General features: G+C 37.4%; 21 protein-coding genes, 1 pseudogene and 1 riboswitch. Of the genes and pseudogenes, 4 read left to right on the plus strand and 18 right to left on the minus strand.

Features of this window, described 5'->3' with window-relative positions; translation table 11 throughout:
- Positions 1–19 precede the first annotated feature (19 nt).
- The 10 genes from fabG to ssuE form a co-directional block, all read right to left on the minus strand.
- Positions 20–784, minus strand: a complete 765-nt coding sequence (fabG, locus tag CS937_RS02300; protein ID WP_099156875.1) for a 3-oxoacyl-ACP reductase FabG — start codon at positions 782–784, stop codon at positions 20–22.
- A 98-nt stretch (positions 785–882) separates the two neighbouring features.
- Positions 883–2058, minus strand: coding sequence for an acyl-CoA dehydrogenase family protein (locus CS937_RS02305; protein ID WP_099156876.1), 1176 nt, complete (start codon positions 2056–2058; stop codon positions 883–885).
- 178 nt (positions 2059–2236) lie between these two features.
- Entirely contained in the window at positions 2237–2983 is a 747-nt protein-coding gene (locus CS937_RS02310; protein ID WP_245835674.1) for a 2-phosphosulfolactate phosphatase, read from the minus strand.
- Positions 2984–2986: 3 nt separating this feature from the next.
- Positions 2987–4054: a phosphotransferase family protein gene (locus CS937_RS02315; RefSeq protein WP_099156878.1), complete on the minus strand. Its 1068-nt coding sequence runs from the start codon at positions 4052–4054 to the stop codon at positions 2987–2989.
- 15 nt (positions 4055–4069) lie between these two features.
- Complete coding sequence (locus tag CS937_RS02320; protein WP_176555712.1) at positions 4070–4462, minus strand: acyl-CoA thioesterase; 393 nt, start codon at positions 4460–4462, stop codon at positions 4070–4072.
- A gap of 146 nt (positions 4463–4608) precedes the next feature.
- Entirely contained in the window at positions 4609–5169 is a 561-nt protein-coding gene (locus CS937_RS02325; protein WP_099156880.1) for a TetR/AcrR family transcriptional regulator, read from the minus strand.
- 70 nt (positions 5170–5239) lie between these two features.
- Positions 5240–6013: an SDR family oxidoreductase gene (locus CS937_RS02330; RefSeq protein ID WP_099156881.1), complete on the minus strand. Its 774-nt coding sequence runs from the start codon at positions 6011–6013 to the stop codon at positions 5240–5242.
- Complete coding sequence (locus tag CS937_RS02335; RefSeq protein ID WP_099156882.1) at positions 6010–7236, minus strand: acyl-CoA dehydrogenase; 1227 nt, start codon at positions 7234–7236, stop codon at positions 6010–6012. Before CS937_RS02335 ends, CS937_RS02330 begins: the two co-directional genes overlap by 4 nt.
- A 321-nt stretch (positions 7237–7557) precedes the next feature.
- Complete coding sequence (locus CS937_RS02340) at positions 7558–8937, minus strand: LLM class flavin-dependent oxidoreductase (RefSeq protein ID WP_099156883.1); 1380 nt, start codon at positions 8935–8937, stop codon at positions 7558–7560.
- A 27-nt stretch (positions 8938–8964) separates the two neighbouring features.
- Complete coding sequence (gene ssuE, locus CS937_RS02345; protein ID WP_099156884.1) at positions 8965–9516, minus strand: NADPH-dependent FMN reductase; 552 nt, start codon at positions 9514–9516, stop codon at positions 8965–8967.
- Positions 9517–9662: 146 nt separating this feature from the next.
- A riboswitch (SAM riboswitch) is annotated at positions 9663–9770 on the minus strand.
- A gap of 151 nt (positions 9771–9921) precedes the next feature.
- Here ssuE and glcT point away from each other — a divergent pair.
- From glcT to CS937_RS02360, 3 genes and pseudogenes are all read left to right on the plus strand, one after another.
- Positions 9922–10764: a glucose PTS transporter transcription antiterminator GlcT gene (glcT, locus tag CS937_RS02350; protein ID WP_099156885.1), complete on the plus strand. Its 843-nt coding sequence runs from the start codon at positions 9922–9924 to the stop codon at positions 10762–10764.
- A gap of 167 nt (positions 10765–10931) precedes the next feature.
- Positions 10932–12961 (plus strand): annotated as a pseudogene (gene ptsG, locus CS937_RS02355) (glucose-specific PTS transporter subunit IIBC).
- A 129-nt stretch (positions 12962–13090) separates the two neighbouring features.
- Positions 13091–13549 (plus strand): Hsp20/alpha crystallin family protein, encoded by a 459-nt coding sequence (locus CS937_RS02360; RefSeq protein ID WP_099156886.1) that lies wholly within the window; start codon positions 13091–13093, stop codon positions 13547–13549.
- Positions 13550–13591: 42 nt separating this feature from the next.
- Here CS937_RS02360 and CS937_RS02365 read toward each other — a convergent pair whose 3' ends face one another.
- The 7 genes from CS937_RS02365 to CS937_RS19305 form a co-directional block, all read right to left on the minus strand.
- Positions 13592–13978, minus strand: coding sequence for an ectoine synthase (locus tag CS937_RS02365; protein ID WP_099156887.1), 387 nt, complete (start codon positions 13976–13978; stop codon positions 13592–13594).
- Positions 13979–14017: 39 nt separating this feature from the next.
- On the minus strand, positions 14018–15265 hold the full coding sequence (ectB, locus tag CS937_RS02370; protein ID WP_099157757.1) for a diaminobutyrate--2-oxoglutarate transaminase: 1248 nt from the start codon (positions 15263–15265) through the stop codon (positions 14018–14020).
- Positions 15266–15303: 38 nt separating this feature from the next.
- Positions 15304–15873, minus strand: a complete 570-nt coding sequence (gene ectA, locus CS937_RS02375; protein ID WP_342748195.1) for a diaminobutyrate acetyltransferase — start codon at positions 15871–15873, stop codon at positions 15304–15306.
- A 334-nt stretch (positions 15874–16207) separates the two neighbouring features.
- Positions 16208–17044 carry a glycerophosphodiester phosphodiesterase gene (locus CS937_RS02380; RefSeq protein ID WP_425445453.1) on the minus strand — a complete coding sequence of 279 codons (837 nt, stop codon included), beginning with the start codon at positions 17042–17044 and terminating at the stop codon, positions 16208–16210.
- A 453-nt stretch (positions 17045–17497) separates the two neighbouring features.
- Positions 17498–18076: an ATP-dependent Clp endopeptidase proteolytic subunit ClpP gene (clpP, locus tag CS937_RS02385; protein WP_099156890.1), complete on the minus strand. Its 579-nt coding sequence runs from the start codon at positions 18074–18076 to the stop codon at positions 17498–17500.
- A 15-nt stretch (positions 18077–18091) separates the two neighbouring features.
- Positions 18092–18904, minus strand: a complete 813-nt coding sequence (locus tag CS937_RS02390; protein WP_099156891.1) for an RNA polymerase sigma factor — start codon at positions 18902–18904, stop codon at positions 18092–18094.
- A 184-nt stretch (positions 18905–19088) separates the two neighbouring features.
- Positions 19089–19238, minus strand: coding sequence for a hypothetical protein (locus tag CS937_RS19305; RefSeq protein WP_176555713.1), 150 nt, complete (start codon positions 19236–19238; stop codon positions 19089–19091).
- Between the two features lie 113 nt (positions 19239–19351).
- Here CS937_RS19305 and CS937_RS19310 point away from each other — a divergent pair, with 113 nt between their 5' ends.
- On the plus strand, positions 19352–19519 hold the full coding sequence (locus CS937_RS19310; RefSeq protein WP_176555714.1) for a hypothetical protein: 168 nt from the start codon (positions 19352–19354) through the stop codon (positions 19517–19519).
- Positions 19520–19577: 58 nt separating this feature from the next.
- Here the strand turns inward: CS937_RS19310 and CS937_RS02395 are convergent, their stop codons facing one another.
- Positions 19578–20129: a hypothetical protein gene (locus CS937_RS02395; protein WP_099156892.1), complete on the minus strand. Its 552-nt coding sequence runs from the start codon at positions 20127–20129 to the stop codon at positions 19578–19580.
- Between the last annotated feature and the right edge of the window lie 81 nt (positions 20130–20210).

The following is a 20210-nucleotide window of genomic DNA, read 5'->3' on the forward strand; positions in this document are numbered from 1 at the left end:
CCCTTTAAGATTTAATAGATTAATCTTTTGGTCCTCCAGCAACATAGATTACCTGCCCATTAACAAACGAAGACTCCTCATCAGCAAAAAAGGCTACAGCGTTCGCAATATCAGCGGGCTTACCACTTCGACCAACAGGGATGGTGCTGACACTAGCTTTTACCAGCTCCTCAAACGGAACACCAATCCGTGCTGCTGTTTCTTTCGTCATTTCCGTTTCAATAAATCCTGGTGCAACCGCATTTACCGTAATTCCAAATTTACCAAGTTCTATGGCAAGGGTTTTGGTTAAACCTTGTAACCCTGCTTTAGCCGTTGCATAGTTGGATTGCCCACGGTTACCAAGAGCCGAAGTTGATGACGTATTAATGATTCGTCCATATTTATTATCTACCATGTATTTTTGGGCAGCACGGGCAGCATTAAATGATCCGTTTAGATGGACATCCATTACTTGCTGCCAATCACTATCCGTCATTTTGAATAAAAGATTATCCCGTATAACCCCTGCATTATTGACTAGAATATCAAGAGATCCGAATGCCGCAACAGCTTCTTCCATAGCTGTTTCTACTTCATTTGTATCAACGACATTTGCTGTTTTAGCAAAAATTTCAAAGCCTTGACTTTCAAATTCTTTTACTGTTTCACTAAGGGCTTCTTCATTGATATCAATGATTGCTACTTTTGCTCCTTCTTCAGCGAATTTCTGAGCGACACCTTTGCCGATTCCTCTACTACCACCTGTAATAAAAGCTACTCTTCCCGCAAATCTGTCTGTCATTATAAATTCCTCCTGTTTTAATATTTTGTTTATCTTCCTATTTTTTGTGGCAATGTAAGCCTGGTTTAGCTCTAAAAATGGCGCTTGCACTTTGTTCTTTATATAAATTGTCCTAATTTAACATTTCCTTTTAATAGATTTCTAGAAATAATTAATCGCTGAATTTCATCTGTACCATCGTAAATTCTCCATAATCTTGCCTCACGGTACCAACGTTCAATTGGTAATTCCTTTGTGTACCCCATTCCACCATGAATTTGGAGAACACGATCTACTACTCTATTTCCCATATTAGATCCATACAATTTAGCCATTGATGCTAAATGACGGTTGTCTTCCCCTTGATCAAGGGTGAATGCAGCATTTAATACAATCCATTTAGCAGCCTCAATTTCAACTGCTGAATCGGCGATCTGCCACTGAATCGCTTGCCTGTCAGCGATCGGCTTTCCAAATGTTTCACGCTCCTTCGAATAATCAATGGCCATTTGTAATAACCGTTCGGCAGAACCAACTGCCCGTGCCCCCACTACCCATCTTGCAAAACCAATCCACTCTAAGCCAAGATCATAGCCACCATGTATTTCTCCTAGAATATTCTCCTCAGGAACTCGAACATTATCAAAAACTAGCCCAGCTGGTCCCCATTCTCCCATTGTATGAATATATTCCGATTTCCACCCCATATCTCGATCAACAATAAAACAGGTAACGCCCTCTCTTCCTGTGCGTTGATGACTTTCTTTATCCGTTACAGCAATGACCATAACGAAATCAGCTTCATTTCCACCGGTAATAAAAGTCTTTTCTCCATTGACAACCCATTCATTTCCGTCCTTCACAGCTGTCGTTTTTATATTTCTAGTATCAGATCCTGCACCAGGTTCAGTCATCGCAAAACAAGATTTTTTATCACCATTAATAGTTGGCCTTAAATACTTTTCCTTCTGTGCTTCGTTACCATAATAAAGAATATTGTCTGCTGAACCCCCGAATTCAAATGGAACAAACGTTTTTGAAACTTCCATTAACACGATCGCCAACATCATTTGGCCAATATCTGCACCTCCATATTCAGTAGGTGTATTAATCCCCCAAAAACCAGCATTTTTGGCCTTCAACTGAAGTTCTCTCTTTTTTTCTTGGGATAGACTAGGTCTACCTTCCCGCTCATTTCTTAGCACTTCATTTTCAAGTGGGATTAATTCCTTTTCTACAAATTTCCGGATTGTTTGTTGCACCATTTTTTGCTCGTCTGTTAAGCGTAAATACATATCAACCACTCCTGTTCTTTTTTTGTACTACATTATCCATACTAACTGGTGAGTATGTTTAGTTGAAAAAGGAAGGAAAAACTTTCATAGCGAACCAAAACCCCTGACATTTTTTCTGCTTTTGCTTGGTCCATAACCATGAAGCCATCTTTGAATCCTAAGTCTTTCGCCTGTTTAATCACAAGGACAGACGGTTCGGATGGCCCTCAGCTACAATAGTTTTCCCATCCACTAATCGTGGAATAACGGATAGTAATCCCTGCTGATTTACAAACGTGATATCATCTTGTCGTTCATAGTGTACAAGCATCTGCCCTACACGGGAATTACAAAGAACATCCTTGCCTTCTACATTTTCATAAAATAGTTTCGCTGCTAATGCACTGTCCGTTAAATCTGTATAATCACCGTATTCGTTAACGAGTTGATGGATAAAATATCCTGCACCAAAAAAATCTTCGATGCAAAATTTGTTTTTCGATCCGGCACAAACAACAACAATTGTTTCATTATCATACGTTTCTACGATCTGTTTACTTACTGCCTTTCCATTTAATAACGATGCAATATAAACTTCTTTCGCGGATGCTGCTTTTCTTATTGCTACTGTTCCATTTGTTGTTGACAGCACTACCGTTTTCCCTGCCACATGTTCTTTTAATGCCAATGGGGCAGGGTCCAGGAATCCATCAATTGTTTTTCCGTCATATTCCCCAACAAGGGAAACATCCTCCTGGAAGAATTTTTTTGCTTCCCGTAAAGCTTCTGCTTCATCCATTACAGGAACCACACACTCCGCTCCATAGTCAAGACACGCTGTGATTGTCGAAGTCGCAAGTAACACATCAAACACAACTGTGATTTTACTGTCATCCATTTGTACTGAATCAATTTCTTCCTTTTTTAATAAAAGATGAATTTTCATCATTCACACACCTTTGGCAGAATGCAGTGCATATTGAATTAAATTTGCAACAAATTGATTAAAATGAGCAAATCTAGCATCATTGGTCTGCCCATTATGATAACGGTAATAAATTTGCTGGCAAATCACGGCAAGTTTAAAATAGGCAAAGGTAAGATAAAAATGGATAGTCGACACATCTCTCCCACTTTTTCTAGCATAGTCTTCCAAAAATTCTCTTCGTGAAAAAAACCCTTTCTTGACCGTTACAGATGGCTTTCCAAGTCCTTTTTTCAGCTGTTCGGGATCATCAGCTTCAATCCAGTAGCTTAAAGCCGCTCCAACATCTGCTAACGGATCCCCTACCGTTGTCATTTCCCAATCAAACAGACCGATCAACTTACTAAAATCCTCGGAGAACATGGCATTATTCACCTTATAATCATAGTGAATAATAGTTGGTTGTGGCGACACCGGAATATTATTTTGCAGCCATTTTGTTAATTGATTAACACCTGCGACCTTCTCCGTTTTTGCCCGTTCATATCGCTTAATCCAACCAAACACCTGGCGTTCCATAAACCCATCTGGCTTGGAGACGTTTACTAGTTCCGTTTGATTGTAATCAACTTGGTGTAGATCTACCAATTTATCAACCATTAACTCAGAAATTTTTCTCCCTAATGCCGGGCTATACTCGATGCCCTCCGGAAACTTTGAATCTAGTACAATCCCTTTTCTACGTTCCATAATAAAAAATGTGCTTCCAACAATCTGTTCATCCTCAGAAAAAACATATGGCTTTGGTGCAGTTGGATAGAGAGGATGCAAACTCGATAGAATCGTATATTCCCGTTTCATATCGTGTGCTTTAGGGGCAACTGGTCCAAGTGGTGGCCGCCGTAACACTGCCTCCCATGACCCAATCCGTAATAGATATGTTAAATTCGAATGGCCAGCACCAAATTGTTCAATTTCCATTGTCCCACTAGGGATGCCCTCAATATTTTCATGGACAAATTGTTGTAGTATTTTTTTATTAAGCTCCTCCCCTTCTCTAACGTTTATCGTATCGCTAAACGAAGATTTCATTGATGTTCTCTCCTCTCACACCAAATGCATATGGTCTTGTAATGTTACTTTGAATGCTTCTGGAAGTTGGGCTGGTTTTTGATTCAAAATATCGAAGTAAACAATGGTCACTTCTCCTTTTGCGATCATATTACCGGATTTCTTGTCTGACATTTCACTACCCAATGTAAAACTCGTCCTCCCGATTTTTTGTACGGTTGTTTTAATATCCAGTATCTGTCCAAAGTACCCTTGCCTGATAAAATCGCATTTTGCCGAAACAAGCATAATTGTAAATTCACTATTGCTGACATCTATACCTAGTTTCTGTAAAAAATCCAGTCGCGCTACTTCCATGTACGTAAAATAACTCGCATTATTAATGTGACCTAACATATCTGTTTCACTAACACGCACTTTAATTTCCAATTTCCACTCACTCCCTGGACCTTTATCATGGTAAGTATCACCCATCGTTGTTTTCGCACACATACTAATCGGCAGGTATATTAACACTATTCTGAAATTTTATTCTTTATAACTATCAGTATCAACAGATAGTTATTTATTTTATTCTATTGTATCCCGGTTAAAATCATATCAGCGTATATTTTTACCAATTCCTGTGGTGATACTTCTCCTTCAGGTCTAAACCAATTATAGCTCCAATTCGTAACCCCTAATATACCGAACGTAATCATATCCACTCTTAGATCTTCCTTAAACTCACCTTGATCAATCCCTTTCCGTATAACATTTTCAACATTTAAGCGGAATTGTTCTCTTTTTTGTTTAATTTTTTCAATGTTATCATCGGCAAGATGCCTTACTTCACGGGTATATACACGGGCACTTGGACCATTATTTGCAATATCAGTGATTAACAATCGTATAATTTGGACTATCTTCTCTTTTTGCTTAATAGCATCATTATGAATAATGCGCCCCTGACGTTCTAACAGATTTGTAATGTATGCATCATGAATATCCATGAGCAATTGCTCTTTACTGGAAAAATAATAATAAAATGTACCCTTTGTTACCCCAAGTACGTCCACGATATCCTGGATGGATGTTGCACTAAAACCTTTTTTTTCAAAAAGCAAAATACTAGTTTCCGTAATTTTATCCTTCATATGCTTTAACCTCGCTAGTTTCTGATAATTATCCTATTTTAATTTATCACAATCTATCAGTATTCATCTATTAAAAAGCGTGTGATCCACCATCAACAGCTAAAATATCACCACTTACAAAATCAGATGCCTTAGAGGCTAAAAATAATGCTGCTCCTTTTAAATCGGAGTCATTTCCTAAGCGATTTAATGGTGTTCCTTCTAAAATTTTATCATGCCCATTTTCCAGCAGCCCACGAGACATTTTTGTTGGGAAAAATCCCGGTGCAATTGCATTTACATTGATATTATATTGTCCCCATTTAACAGCCAAATCCTTCGTGAACGTCATAACTGCCCCCTTACTTGTATTATAGCCAATCGTGTCCATGTACCGTGGATCTGTTCCACCAAATCCAGCAACCGAAGCGATGTTGATGATTTTCCCTTTGTTCTGTTTAATCATTGTTTTCCCTACTTCTTGACTCATTAAAAATGTTCCGGTTATATTAACGTTGATAACCTTTTGCCATGCTTCAAGAGGCATTTCCGAAGCTCGCGCCCCCCAAGTGGCTCCACTATTATTAACTAAAATATCTATGGAACCAAAGTGGTCAACTGTCCCCTCAACAACTTTTTTGACATCATCTGGATTCGATACATCACATGTAAAAGCTAACGAATCAACTCCCAGTTTTTTCAATTCCTCACTCATTTTTTCACAAGCTTCTAATTTCCTTGAACAGATCACAACATTAGCACCTGCCTCTGCAAACCCTTGTGCAATTTGCGCACCTAGGCCACGTCCACCTCCTGTAACAATTGCAGTTTTTCCTTCTAATTTAAATAAATCTAGTACACTCATTTTAAAATCCCCTCTTTTTTATATTTTCGAAGCTCTAATTTAGCAATTTGTCTGCGGTGTACTTCATCTGGACCATCTGCAAGTCTAAGTGTCCTTGCATTTGCCCAATGATTTGCAAGGGTAAAATCGTCACTTACCCCTGCTCCACCATGTGCCTGAATTGCCCGGTCAATTACTTTTAATGCCATATTCGGTGCGACAACTTTGATCATCGCAATCTCTGCCTTTGCTTCTTTATTACCAACCGTGTCCATCATATATGCAGCTTTTAGCGTTAATAATCGTGCTTGTTCGATATCGATTCGTGCATCGGCAATCCATTCTTGTACAACACCTTGTTCCGCCACCTTTTTACCAAATGCAACCCGATTTTGAACGCGCTTACATAAATCCTCAAGTGCTTGCTCTGCAGCACCGATTAGACGCATACAATGATGGATTCGACCAGGTCCAAGTCTGCCTTGTGCAATAGCAAATCCTTTTCCTTCTCCCCAAAGCATATTTTCTGCTGGTACTCGCACATTATCATAAATGATTTCTGCGTGACCATGTGGTGCATCATCATAGCCAAACACTGGAAGCATTCGTTCAATAGTAACGCCAGGTGTATCTAACGGAACCAAGATCATTGACTGTTGCTCATGCTTAGCTGCTGTTGTATCACTTTTTCCCATTACAATCGCAATTTCACAGCGTGGATCCCCTGCACCCGAGGACCACCATTTTCGCCCATTGATAACATACTCATCACCATCTCTAACTATACTAGATTGAATATTAGTTGCATCACTTGAAGCAACATCAGGTTCTGTCATCGAAAAACATGAACGAATCTCTCCAGCTAGAAGGGGCTCAAGCCACTGTTTTTTTTGTTCTTCCGACCCATAACGAGCTAAAACCTCCATATTTCCTGTATCTGGTGCACTACAATTAAACACCTCAGGTCCTATCATGGATCTCCCCATTATTTCACAAAGCGGTGCATATTCCTGGTTGGTTAAACCAGCTCCATATTCACTTTCTGGCAAAAATAAATTCCATAATCCTGCCGCTTTAGCCTTCTGCTTCATTTCTTCCATAATAGGAGGGATCGCAGTCCATCGACTTGCCTGCTGATTTAATTGTTCTTTGTAAACCTTCTCATTTGGATACACGTGTTCTTCCATAAAGTCAGTTAACTTTTCCTTCAATTTTAATACCTTTTCAGAATACGAAAAATCCATCTTCTTCCCCCCAAACAATCTTATTTCACTAACCTACCGGATAGTATATTCAGAATCTTTAGTATTTATTATAGCAAACAAAACTATAATTGCAACAAATTTCTGTTTATTATATCTCGCATTTCCTGACATCGTCTATTCAAAAGTTATTCAGAACAAACTCCTTGTCATGAAGAAACATGGAATCTTCATTTTAAAAGATGCCTATAACTTGTAGGGGGTTCTCCAAGTTATAAGCACCTTATGAATGAAAACAATGTGTATATTAGAAACTGTTTTAGTCGATGATGTTTCTTCATTTTCTAGGATAGGAATAAGTAATTACTTTACAAACAAACGATCCGTTTGTCTTTTACCCGGATGATGATTCTGCAGTTGATCACCAAGCCCAAATAAGTTGTCTCTTAACGAATTTCCTGCATATTCCTTTTGAACCAATCCTCTTTCCTGTAATATTGGAACAACATATTCAATGAAGTCTTTAAACGTACCCGGAGTTATTGCATAGGCAATATTAAAGCCATCAACCCCTGCTTCGGTTACCCATTCTTCCATTGTATCGGCAACTTGTTCAGGTGATCCGACTGTGTAAGCACTCATCCCGCCAATTCCTACAAAATTTTTGATTTCTTCAACCGTCCATTGTTTGTCCGGGTCAATTTTGGTGAAACCTTCCAATGCTGATCGAATGGAGTCATTCTCGATATAATCTAGTACTTGATCAGAGTCGTACCCGGATAAATCAATTCCAGTCCAACCACCGAATAAGGCAAGTACTCCTTCATGACTAATATGTTGTTTATATTCTTCATATTTTGCATTAGCCTCTTCTTCGTTTTTGCCAACAATAGGTGTAAACATCGTAAGAATTTTAACCTCATCTTGGGACCTACCTGTTTTTGCTATATCATGCCGCAATCGTCTGACCGTCTCTTTAGCCACGTTCAATGTCGGTGCACCAATGAATACACATTCCGCATTTTTTGCAGCAAATGCACGACCTTTTGTAGATGCTCCAGCCTGATATAGAACTGGTGTCCGTTGCGGAGATGGTTCACTTAAGTGGGCACCCGGAACTTTAAAATATTTCCCGTCATGTTGAATATCATGTACTTTGTTTGGATCAGTGTATACGCCATTCTCTTTATCCAATTTTACAGCATCATCTTCCCAGCTTTCTTCCCACAGCTTGTAGCAAACTTCCAAATACTCGTCAGCTAAATCATAACGCTCATCATGCTTCAATTGGTCTTCCAATCCCATATTTAAGGCAGCACTTTTAAGATATGACGTAACTATGTTCCAACCGACACGCCCTTTTGTTAGATGATCAAGTGTCGACATCCGGCGGGCAAATGGATATGGATGCTCATGCGTGACAGAAGCTGTGACGCCAAATCCAAGATGTGCCGTTACCGCTGACATTAACGGAACAACTAATAATGGATCATTAACTGGTGATTGAGCGCCTTGACGTACTGCGGCATCTCTTGACCCCCTATACACATCATACGTACCTAGCACATCAGCTATAAACACTGCATCGAAGCGCCCTTTTTCCAATAGTTTAGCAAGATCTATCCAATATTCACTATCTTTATAACGATGTGATTCATCATCTGGGTGTGTCCATAGGCCAGGTGATTGATGACCTGCACAGTTCATATCAAACGCATTCAAATAAATCCTGTCTTTCTCCATATTAGTTTTGCCTCCTCATTTACTTGTTTAGTATGAAGGTAATACTATTGCATCCTGGTTATTTACCAATTCGATAAAGTAATAAAGTTGCTTTTTCGTACGTCCCAAAATTCCCACATCAACGATTGGATTTTCTTTATGTTTGTCGATTTGACTATCAAGCAGGTAGAGACCTTTTAAGTTATATCCTTTCAACGTTGCTAAAACTGGTTTCAATGTATATTCAATTGCTAATAAATGTGACATACTTCCACCAGTCATTAACGGAAGTACTGGTGTGTGCTGTAATATATCCTGCGGCAATACATCAAGCAATGCCTTGAGTACCCCTGAATAAGCACCTTTGTACACTGGGGAACCGACAACAACTCCTTGCGCATTCTGAATGGAGGATGCAATTTCGTTTATAGCTGGGCTATCATATTTTCCTAAAAACAGATCCTCATATGGTACATCTTTAACAGAAATATGGGTCACTGAAAAATGCTCCTGCTCAAGTAATGACCCTAAATATTTCAACACTTTCTCTGACCTGGAAAATTCAGAAGGACTTCCTGATAAAACAACAATTTCTCTCATGTTGATCATCCTTTCTCAAGTTCATTTATATACATTACTAAGAACAAATTCGTTATTCTGCTTAATCGTACACATTTTCCATTAAAATAACCCCCTTTTCTTTTCGAGAAAAGAGGGTTACATGAAATGGTAACGAATAATTGCCGCTCTTATCTCCCAAGAATTACTTCCCGCTGGATTTAGCACCTTTCTAACATTGTCAGAGGTTGCTGAAGCTTCACAGGGCCAGATCCCTCAGCTTCTCTTGATAAGATTATTTAATTTTAATATATAGTTTATTCCAATTAATCCGATAAATCAAGTGCGAATTGAAAAATATTCAAAAATATTTTTCTTGTAAAATCTAGTGTTTCTATATACGATAAGAAAGCAACATATATGCAATCATATAGCTGGAGGCTAGTCATGGAACAAGGAATTATTGTTCAAAAAGTGTTAAATAACAACGTCGTAATTGCGGCGCATCCAACCTACAAAGAGGTTGTCCTAATCGGAAAAGGAATTGGTTTTGATCGAAAAAAAGGTGATTTGGTTCCCTTGGACATTGCCGATAAAACATTTTTATTAAAAAATGAACATGAAAAAGAACAATATGTCAATTTACTAAATTATATTGATAAAGAAATTATTGATTTTATGAATGATGTTTTGTTCTATATAGAAGAAAGAATTGGACAGGATTTAAATGAGCACATTCATGTAGCACTTACCGACCACATAACATTTGCTATTAATCGTGTACACAAAAACATACATTTTTCGAACCCTTTTTTATTTGAAATTGAATCGCTTTATCCAAAGGAATATCTGGTGGCAAAAGAAGTAGTAGAAATGCTTAACACTAAATTTGCGATTACATTCCCTGAAGGCGAAATCGGATTCATTGCATTACATATTCATAGTGCTGTCACAAATAAATCGATCAAAGATATTAATCAGCATCATAAGTTAATTACCCAACTTATTCAAGTGATCAAAGATAGCCTGGAAATAACAATAGAGAAAGGCAATGTAAATTATAATCGTTTGATCCAACATCTTCATCGTACAATTGAGCGTGTACATCTTGATGAAAAGTTAGGGAAACAAAATAATTTAGCAAATATGTTGAAAAAAACATATCCCTTATGCTATAATCTCGCTTGGAAGTTAATAAAGGTAATGCAGAAAGAATTAAACAGGGAAGTTAATGAGACAGAGGCTTTATATTTAACCATACATCTACAACGATTAACAAATAATATATAATTACGTGTTACTAATTCGATCAGGCATGAGTAATAAGTGTTTTATTTGGTCACTATACGAGTATGTCCCTCGTTTGACCGAAATAGCCTTTTACTCATGCCTTTTTATTTGTCTTTTTTATTCATCTTTCTTTTCTGAATTACCAAAAATAAAGGAGGAAAACGTTCATGTCGAATATATTTGGAACGTTACAAAAAGTTGGTAAAGCATTAATGTTACCGGTTGCATTATTGCCTGCCGCTGGTATTTTACTCGCGCTTGGTACAAGCTTTGCTCAAGAGTCATGGATAGATAAATTTCCATGGTTCGGCAATCCCGCTGTACTGACAGTTTTAGAAGTAATGGAAGAATCAGGTGGAATTATTTTTGATAATTTACCATTACTATTTGCAGTTGGTGTCGCAATCGGCCTAGCTGGTGGCGATGGTGTTGCTGGACTCGCTGCTATTATTGGTTACTTAATTATGAACGTTACAATGGGGGTTTTTGCCAATGTAACACCGGAAATGGCTACCAACGATCCGGCATATGCTCAAGTATTGGGGATAGATACATTACAAACCGGGGTATTTGGAGGTATCATTGTTGGTATACTCGCCTCATTTATGTATCGAAAGTTCTTTAAAATTGAATTACCACAGTTTTTAGGATTCTTTGCGGGAAAACGCTTTGTTCCAATCATTACAGCCCTTTCCGCTCTAATTCTCGGTATCATCATGGTATTTATATGGCCATATGCACAAAATGGCTTGAATACATTATCATACGTAATGCTAGAAACAAACCGAACCGTCTCCACATTCGTATTTGGTGTAATTGAGCGTGCATTAATCCCATTTGGATTGCATCATATTTTTTACTCTCCATTCTGGTATGAATTTGGTCAGTATACTAATGCTGCCGGAGAGTTAATTCGTGGAGATCAGGCAATATTTTTTGAACAACTTAAAGATGGCGCGGAATTAACAGCAGGTAATTTTATGACAGGGAAATTTCCTTTCATGATGTTCGGTCTTCCCGCTGCAGCACTTGCAATTTATCACACAGCCAAGCCTGAACGTAAAAAAGTCGTAGCAGGCATTATGGGATCTGCTGCATTAACATCTTTCTTAACTGGTATTACAGAGCCACTTGAATTCTCATTCCTATTTGTGGCACCATTTTATTTGGAATCCATACAATTTTTGCTGGTCTATCATTTATGACCATGTACCTGTTGAATGTAAAAATCGGCATGACTTTCTCAGGTGGTTTCATTGATTTCCTATTATTTGGGATAATGCCGGATAAAACAGACTGGTGGTGGGTTATCATCGTTGGTCTTGTCTTTGCAGTAATTTACTACTTTGGGTTCAGATGGGCAATTCTCAAATTCAATTTAGCAACACCAGGACGTGAAGATGAAGCAGAAGATGCTGAACCTACGGAAATTGATGATCGACCATATGAAATATTAAATGCAATGGGTGGTAAAGAAAATATCACAAATCTCGATGCCTGTATTACACGCTTACGTGTTAGTGTAGATGACAAAAGTAATGTAGACAAAAACAAATTAAAACAACTTGGTGCTTCAGGTGTCATGGAAGTTGGAAATAACATTCAAGCTATATTCGGTCCCGTATCTGATACAATTCGTGGACAAATACAAGATATTATCGATGGTAAAACTCCTCGCAGAAAAGAAGATATCGATAAAATTTTGGATGAAGCGAATGATGCAGAATCACCGATAATTGATGGAAATATACGTTTTTCTAGTCCAATGAAAGGTGAGATCATCTCGATCGAACAAGTACCAGACCAAGTATTTTCACAAAAAATGATGGGTGATGGTTTTGCAATTAAGCCGGAAAATGGTAGAGTTGTTTCACCAGTCGACGGTAAAATAGTAAACATTTTCCCAACGAAACACGCACTTGGGATTGAAGATGAAAATGGAATGGAAATATTAATTCATATTGGACTTGATACTGTTAATCTTAAAGGTGAAGGTTTTACACAAAAAGTTGAAGAAGGACAGATAGTAACGCAAGGACAAGTATTAATGGAAGTTGACCTTGATTATATTGCAAAAAATGCAAAATCAACGATAACACCGATTGTTTTTACGAACTTAAAAGATGAACAGTCAATTCGAATCAAGACATCCACTAAAGTAAATGAAAATGATTCTAACATCATAGAGATACATTAGATTATAAACCATTGCACTAGGGTCTGTTCCTCAAGGGACTGGCCCTATTTGTTACACATTTGCCCACTATTTATCTTCCTTTTTTGCATACGTTAGTACTATAACCAATAGCAAAAGGGGTGAAGCAAAGTGGGATCAAACAGAAATAACTTCCCAAAAGGATTCGATCTTGATATGACACCATTTCGCGACTTAATGAAGCGGATGGATTCGGTTTTCAATGATTCGTCCAAAAAACTCAATTCCTATTTTAATCTTAAACCGTTTTGGGTGGATGTGTATGAAACAGAATCAGAAGTAATAGTTGAGGCTGAATTACCAGGATACAAGCGAGACCAAATTCAGTTGGAAATCATAGGTAATCAACTTCGGATAACCGTTACCGATTCCATGATTCATGAAGAGAAAAATGATAAAACAAACTATCAAAACAAAGAGCAGTCTTTTCAAAAAATGGAACGTATCGTAACACTTCCATTTACTATTTCCGAAAAGGATACAACAGCTTCTTTTAATGATGGAATACTTAAAATTTCCATTCCTAAAAGAAATTCAAGCAGAAAATTTATCGGAATAGACGAAGATTAAAAACGCGGGACAGGGGGTCTGACCCCGTGTCCCGCGTCCTTTCTATTCTGTCAATAAAGGGTAATATCCTTCTTTATTATGTGTTTCCCGTCCGACAAGTGGCGGATTAAATACACAAACCATACGCATTTGTGTTTTAGCACGTAATATGTGCTTATCATATTCATCTAACGTATACATCGTTCCGGCTTTAATTTGATAGACATCACCAGTCTCAACCTTCTCGATTTCTCCTTCACCTTCGATACAATAAACAGCTTCTATATGGTTTTTATACCAAAAGTAATTTTCAGTACCTGCTTTAATAAGTGTATCGTTTACACTGAAACCAACATTATCCTTTTTCAATAAAAACCTACGACTAGTCCAATTTTCACCAGATGTTTCGTCTTCTGTTCCGATAATATCTTCAAGCGATTTTATGATCATTTGAATATCCCCTTTTCCAGTTAAGTATAATAAATAATATTATTTGCCAAGTACCTTTATGATACTTTCCTCTAAAATTGCTAATCCCTCTTCTAGACCTTTTTCATCAATAATTAATGGCGGTAGAAATTTAACAACTTCATCGCTCGGTCCTGATGTTTCCACAATTAAGCCACGATCAAATGCTTCTGCACATATTTTACCGGAAAGTCCGTCTTTATGAATGGCTATTCCTTGCATTAATCCTCTTCCTCGTGCTTCTCCATTAAGTTCAGGGTATTTGTTTATAAGTGCTTCAATTACATCACTTAAAATGTTAGCTTTCTGCTGGATTGCTTTACTGAATTGGTCTGTTTCCCAGTTGGACAATGCTTCAGTAGCTGCAATAAATGCTAGATTATTTCCACGGAATGTACCGTTGTGCTCTCCTGGTCCCCATTGATCATACGCAGGTTTAATTAGTGTGATCGCCATTGGCAACCCAATACCACCAATTGACTTAGAAAGACAAACAATATCCGGGTTGATTCCTGCTGGTTCAAAGCTAAAAAATGTTCCTGTTCTTCCACATCCAGCTTGAACATCGTCAATGATTAATAATATGTCCCAGCGTTTACAGATGTTTTCTATCTTTTTCAGCCACTCTAATCTTGCAGCATTTATACCACCTTCACCTTGAACTGTTTCAAGAATAATAGCTGCCGGCAATGCCACGCCACTTCCGCTATCCTCTAAAAATCGTTCTAAATAAGCTATCGAATCCTGATTTTCGACGTAATCATCAAATGGCATTGAAACGGAATGATGAAGCGGAATTCCTGCTCCATGGCGTTTAAACGAATTACCCGTTACAGAGAGTGACCCAATCGTCATTCCATGAAATGCATTTGTAAAGCTAATTACTGTATCACGACCAGTAACTTTTCTAGCTATCTTCAAGGCACTTTCAACTGTATTTGTGCCAGTCGGTCCTGGAAACATAATCTTGTAGTCTAATTTACGGGGGGTAAGTATTACTTCTTTAAAGCGTTCAAGAAACTCTTTTCTTGGAGTCGTTCCCATATCAAGGCTATGAATTATTCCATCATTACGAATATATTCGATTAATTTTTCTTGCATGATTTCGTCATTATGGCCATAATTCAATGCGCCAGCCCCTGCAAAAAAATCAATATATTCTTTTCCATCTATATCCCAAAGCTTGTAACCTTTAGCCTTTGTAAATATTGTTGGCCATCCGCGGCTATAGCTTCTTACTGTTGATTCCATCTCTTCAAATGTTTTCATTTTTTCATTATCTAATACTGCTGTCGTCGTCACATGCATCATCCCTTTAACTGTTTATTTTCTTCCTGGATAGGTCCAATTTTATACAATTGTTCATCTTCATGACCCGTGCGTGGAAAGTCGATTGATAAAAAATAGTTTGCCATTACACAATTTGTTTCCAGTTTTTCTGCTAGACCTAAAAACAAATGCTGTGACGGTATATTTGATGGCGATACGGTCGCTTCTACATACTGAACATCTTTACAAAATTTACGATTCAGTAATTCAAATAACATTCTCGTACCAAGTCCCTTACCTCGTTGAGATTCATGAACGGCTACCTGCCAAATGAATAATGTATTCGGTGTATTCGGATTGATAAACCCGGAGATAAACCCGACCGTCTCCCCTTCTCGTTCAACCACAATCGATGTTTCTGAAAAAATTTCACACCACATGAGATAACTATAAGAAGAATTAACATCAAGGATGCCTGTATGTTTTACAAGTTCCCAAACAGCTGCTCCATCATCCTTATTAGGCTTACGAAACTGAATTTCACTATCTACTTCCCTCGTCTTAGTAATTACCTTGCTTCCACTCTGGATGATCCCACCTCCTATTATTTTAAAAACGTACTATATAAGCTTATAGAGGATTATGATGTTTCGTCAAAACGGATTAAGCGTTGTTTAGAATGTTTAATTCGGATTAAGTACGATTAGCTTATACTTAACTGCCATAGCTTAAAAATAGCTTGCAAATAGTTAGGAATTTACGCAATTTTATACTTTTAGGGAAAAAATAGAAAAGAACGATAAAGAATATTAACATATCTTTATCGTTCTTACATAACCCTTCCATGTTCACCCTACTTAGTTAGGATCTAAGTGACAACTATTAATGTCTTTACAAACTCACTCTAGTTCATTGTCAGTATCTTTTTAGAAACTGGCATCCTTAGCCATTTTTCACAGGATGATCGTAAACATATTCAGGGAAATTTGTTATGATCCCATCCACACCAAGTTGGAATAAATTATCTGCCTGTTCTTGTGTTATTACTGTGTAAGGATAAATCTCCATTCCTGTAGAGTGAATTCGGTCGACAAGTTCAGGTGTTAGAATGTTCATATTTGGGTTAAAGTAATCGGCATAGGATGCAAAATCTACTAGCTCATCATCCGTAACATCTGCCCAGCTTAGGCCAGCGAGAACCCCATGAGGAATAGTAGGCAATAGTTCTTTTGATGTTTGGACAGATTCGTGGTTAAACGATTGGATAATAATTTTGTTGTTTTTTGGTTTGTCCATATTACGTTCCTTTAAAGTGTCCGCAACCTTTTCTTCAACACCTGGGTACAGCTCTGGTGATTTAAGTTCAATTAAGATGCCTATCTTCCCTCGAAACGTATCGATTACTTCCTCAAAAGTTGGGATATGTTCACCTGCATATTCTTCACTAAACCACCTACCAGCATCTAATTGTTTGAGTTCTTCAAGCGTATAATCACGAACATTGCCTGTCCCATTTGTCGTCCGATCTAATGTCGTATCATGCATGATAACCATCTTCCCATCCTTGGACAGTTGGACATCAATTTCTATATAATCAGCTTTCATCTCAAAGGCCTTCTGAAATGCAGCCATCGTATTCTCAGGTGCATGTCCTGATGCTCCGCGGTGTGCAACATTAACAACATGTTTTGATCCAGTACCATTACTCTGTGCGAATGCAGTGACCGTATACATTGACATGCAAACAATGATAATTATAAAAATTGATAAAATACGCATCATAACGAAACCTCTCCTTTGAATTTTTATTAAATTCTATTATACGGACGACATATTAAATAGAATTAAATAGTAGATTAATAGAATGTAAATACGAGGATGGCAGTGCTTCTAAATTCCCCTCCTTTCTTAAATTACTTTGTAAAATCTTTGTTGCTATTGTAACTATATAGGAAGTAGGGAGAAAATTACGTCGAATTAAGTCGAAATTTTGTACAATTTTCAAAATTAATAAATAATAACCAGGTATAAATTTACTCATAAAGACTAATGAATCATCCACTTATCTAAATACATTACTATTCCCATCAATTATAGTAATTTTGGCTAAGTGACTTTTAAACTATTGCCTCCTGGGGCCTGGAAAGATAAACCGAATTACCTAAAATTAACTACACAAAAAACCACGCCAGAAGTTTTTCACTTCATAGCGTGGTTTGATGACATATTTTTTTATATAATTTTGTCAATTATCCCATACTCTTTTGCTTCTTCAGCTGTCATGAAGTGATCTCGATCCGTATCTTTCTCGACTTTTTCAATTGGTTGACCAGTACGCTCTGAGAAAATTTCATTAATACGTTTTCTCATTTGAATAATACGTCTGGCACTGATCTCGATATCACTCGCCTGACCTTTCGCCCCACCATGTGGCTGATGGACCATTACCTCACTGTTCGGTAAAGCAAAGCGCTTTCCCTCAGTCCCGGCTACTAGTATAGTTGCTCCAAATGAGGCAGCTAACCCAGTACAAATCGTTTGGACATCGGGTTTAATAATTTGCATCGTATCATAAATCGCAAACCCCGCACTCACCGAACCACCTGGACTATTAATATACAACGAGATATCTTTATCTGAATCCTCTGCCTCTAAAAACAACAACTGTGCTACGATATTGTTTGCAACAGCATCGTTGATTTCTGAACCTAGAAAAATGACGCGATCCTTTAATAACCTCGAATATATATCATACGAACGTTCTCCATGTTTCGTTTGCTCTACCACGTAAGGAATAGGAATTGCGGACATTAAAATTACCCCTTTCTATGCAACTGCTAATAATTCCTGTTGTCTAAACATAGCTATCTGTGCTAACACTGCAGACAATTCTGACCGGTAAAATGGTACAAACACAACGTCACCATTTTTTCTCAGTATAGATACAAGCACATAGAAAGTACTGCCGGTTCCATAAGTTTGAACCAATGGGGAAACATGCTGTTCATCGATCACGGATGACATGACTGGAGAATTAATTTCATCATGATATAGCTGAATAACAGTATCCGGACTTCCACTGCGTAATGCAGTTATATATGGCCATGATTCATCCTCTTCCAGATAATCATTCTCTGTAAATCCGTTACTATTTTTTAACCTTTTACGAGCACGATGAAGGACAGCTTTAATGGATCCTTCGGTTACGGAAAGCATGTTTGCAGTTTCCTTAGGTGTATAACCAAATCCTTCTACGAGTAAGAGTACCACTCGTTGTTTGGAAGAAAATTCGTTCAACAATACACCGATAGCTTGTTGAACCGCATCCGCTGCTGGTTGATCATTGTGCTTGTGGTCAGTCATATCCTCATACAAATCCTCATCCAATTTTCGTTTCCGATGTCTGTCAATCCAGGTATTAGAAGCAATGCGAAGTAAATATGCTTTGGCAATAGGCTTCGGTTTTTGTAACCAACTTTTATATGCCTTTACTAGTGTATCCTGCATTAAATCTTCTCCATCCCACTTTGTCTTTGTTAAGGACAGACAGTACTTTCGTAAGTCATGCAAGTATTTTTTAATGGTATCCTCAAATTCTTCATTCATTCCAATGGGAGATTTATTAACAAGCGGCCGCATGTTTTTCCCTCCTCAAAATTTGTCTTTCACTTATATAAACGAAAAAGCATTACAGAAAGATACGGGGCAAGTAAATTAATTATGATTTCTTTTACTATACGTTAAATAATAAAAATAGCACACCAAATTACACAAAATACAAGCTAAAGCGCTATATTCACTATCCACTTTAGCTTTGCCTGTATTAGTATTCAATTTCGTCAAAATCTTTCGGTTGTGGTGTAGGCTGTTTTTCTTTTAAAGAAGGCTTTGCAGCTATTTCATCAGATATTTCCTGAAATGACTTTCCTTTTCCAGATTTCTTATATTCCTTTTCATTAAATTTTTGATCCATTAGATCGACCTCCTTAATATACCTGACGTTTCTACAATTTTGCGCTACTCATCAAAATGTATACATTCTTTTAAGTCAATAAAGACAAAATAATAACGATTGGAGGGTAGGATATGGATAAAAAGAAAAAGAAACCACAAATTGCTAACAGTGTTGTAGCTCCAGGTATTGATCCGGACAATTCTTATGGTGAAGACGCGACAAAGCCTGAAATTGAAAAAGGTGAAGCTACTACAGTTACGAGACTTATCTATGATGAATATGATCCAAGCGAGGAATAAGTATGTTTCACACAAAAGTGAAGAGCGACATGACTTGTATGTTCTTCACTTTTAGTTATTATTTTTTTCTCCATAAAGCTAAATATTTCTTCTGATACTTGCCGTCTTCAACTGTATCAATCAAATCCAGTGCTTTATGTTTTATTTTCTCATCATTTGATTCCAAATATAGATTTTTTAAGTCCTGAATAATGTCATTTCGAATCAAAGTATAATTTTTTTCATCTATGCAGTTAGTAAATCGATCAACAAGATGGTTAATCACCATTTCTTTTTGTTCTGGTCCGGCAAGACCAACCTTCCAGATAGATTGCAAACTATGTCTGGCGGTAACAAATTTTGGATCTTTCGTCACTCCCCATAATACTATAAAATCATGAAGCATCCTTTTTTCTGGATCACTTTTAGCCAAACTGGAAAGAAATTGCGCTGCTCTTGATCTTTTATGATTGTCAGAATGTGTGAGATTCTGCTTCAATTGATCCCATACTTCATAAGCCCAGTCTACTTTTACTTCCGTTGCTTCCAGGATTTTATGATATGCCTCGTACTGTACATCCTTGTCCTTAGAATCCAAATTCTCAAAATAGGTTTGTATATTTTTGTCCAAGTAGATTACCTCCAATTATTATAGCGAATTGATTGCTACTATAATAACATTTATTCAAGTGTTCCTGCTTGAAATATAATA

It is taken from the genome of Virgibacillus ndiopensis (assembly GCF_900187325.1).
Lineage (GTDB): Bacteria > Bacillota > Bacilli > Bacillales > Amphibacillaceae > Virgibacillus_E > Virgibacillus_E ndiopensis.

What these genes read in the sequence shown, in the direction of transcription:
- CS937_RS02380 (WP_425445453.1), bottom strand. Translation starts at nt 17,044, where the DNA reads ATGCGTATTTTATCAATTTTTATAATTATCATTGTTTGCATGTCAATG.
- CS937_RS19310 (WP_176555714.1), top strand. Translation starts at nt 19,352, where the DNA reads ATGGATAAAAAGAAAAAGAAACCACAAATTGCTAACAGTGTTGTAGCT.
- ssuE (WP_099156884.1), bottom strand. Translation starts at nt 9,516, where the DNA reads ATGAGAGAAATTGTTGTTTTATCAGGAAGTCCTTCTGAATTTTCCAGG.
- CS937_RS02305 (WP_099156876.1), bottom strand. Translation starts at nt 2,058, where the DNA reads ATGTATTTACGCTTAACAGACGAGCAAAAAATGGTGCAACAAACAATC.
- CS937_RS19305 (WP_176555713.1), bottom strand. Translation starts at nt 19,238, where the DNA reads ATGGATCAAAAATTTAATGAAAAGGAATATAAGAAATCTGGAAAAGGA.
- CS937_RS02365 (WP_099156887.1), bottom strand. Translation starts at nt 13,978, where the DNA reads ATGATCATAAAATCGCTTGAAGATATTATCGGAACAGAAGACGAAACA.
- fabG (WP_099156875.1), bottom strand. Translation starts at nt 784, where the DNA reads ATGACAGACAGATTTGCGGGAAGAGTAGCTTTTATTACAGGTGGTAGT.
- clpP (WP_099156890.1), bottom strand. Translation starts at nt 18,076, where the DNA reads ATGTCCGCAATTCCTATTCCTTACGTGGTAGAGCAAACGAAACATGGA.
- CS937_RS02310 (WP_245835674.1), bottom strand. Translation starts at nt 2,983, where the DNA reads ATGAAAATTCATCTTTTATTAAAAAAGGAAGAAATTGATTCAGTACAA.
- glcT (WP_099156885.1), top strand. Translation starts at nt 9,922, where the DNA reads ATGGAACAAGGAATTATTGTTCAAAAAGTGTTAAATAACAACGTCGTA.
- CS937_RS02315 (WP_099156878.1), bottom strand. Translation starts at nt 4,054, where the DNA reads ATGAAATCTTCGTTTAGCGATACGATAAACGTTAGAGAAGGGGAGGAG.
- CS937_RS02330 (WP_099156881.1), bottom strand. Translation starts at nt 6,013, where the DNA reads ATGAGTGTACTAGATTTATTTAAATTAGAAGGAAAAACTGCAATTGTT.
- CS937_RS02335 (WP_099156882.1), bottom strand. Translation starts at nt 7,236, where the DNA reads ATGGATTTTTCGTATTCTGAAAAGGTATTAAAATTGAAGGAAAAGTTA.
- CS937_RS02390 (WP_099156891.1), bottom strand. Translation starts at nt 18,904, where the DNA reads ATGCGGCCGCTTGTTAATAAATCTCCCATTGGAATGAATGAAGAATTT.
- CS937_RS02340 (WP_099156883.1), bottom strand. Translation starts at nt 8,937, where the DNA reads ATGGAGAAAGACAGGATTTATTTGAATGCGTTTGATATGAACTGTGCA.
- ectB (WP_099157757.1), bottom strand. Translation starts at nt 15,265, where the DNA reads ATGAAAACATTTGAAGAGATGGAATCAACAGTAAGAAGCTATAGCCGC.
- CS937_RS02325 (WP_099156880.1), bottom strand. Translation starts at nt 5,169, where the DNA reads ATGAAGGATAAAATTACGGAAACTAGTATTTTGCTTTTTGAAAAAAAA.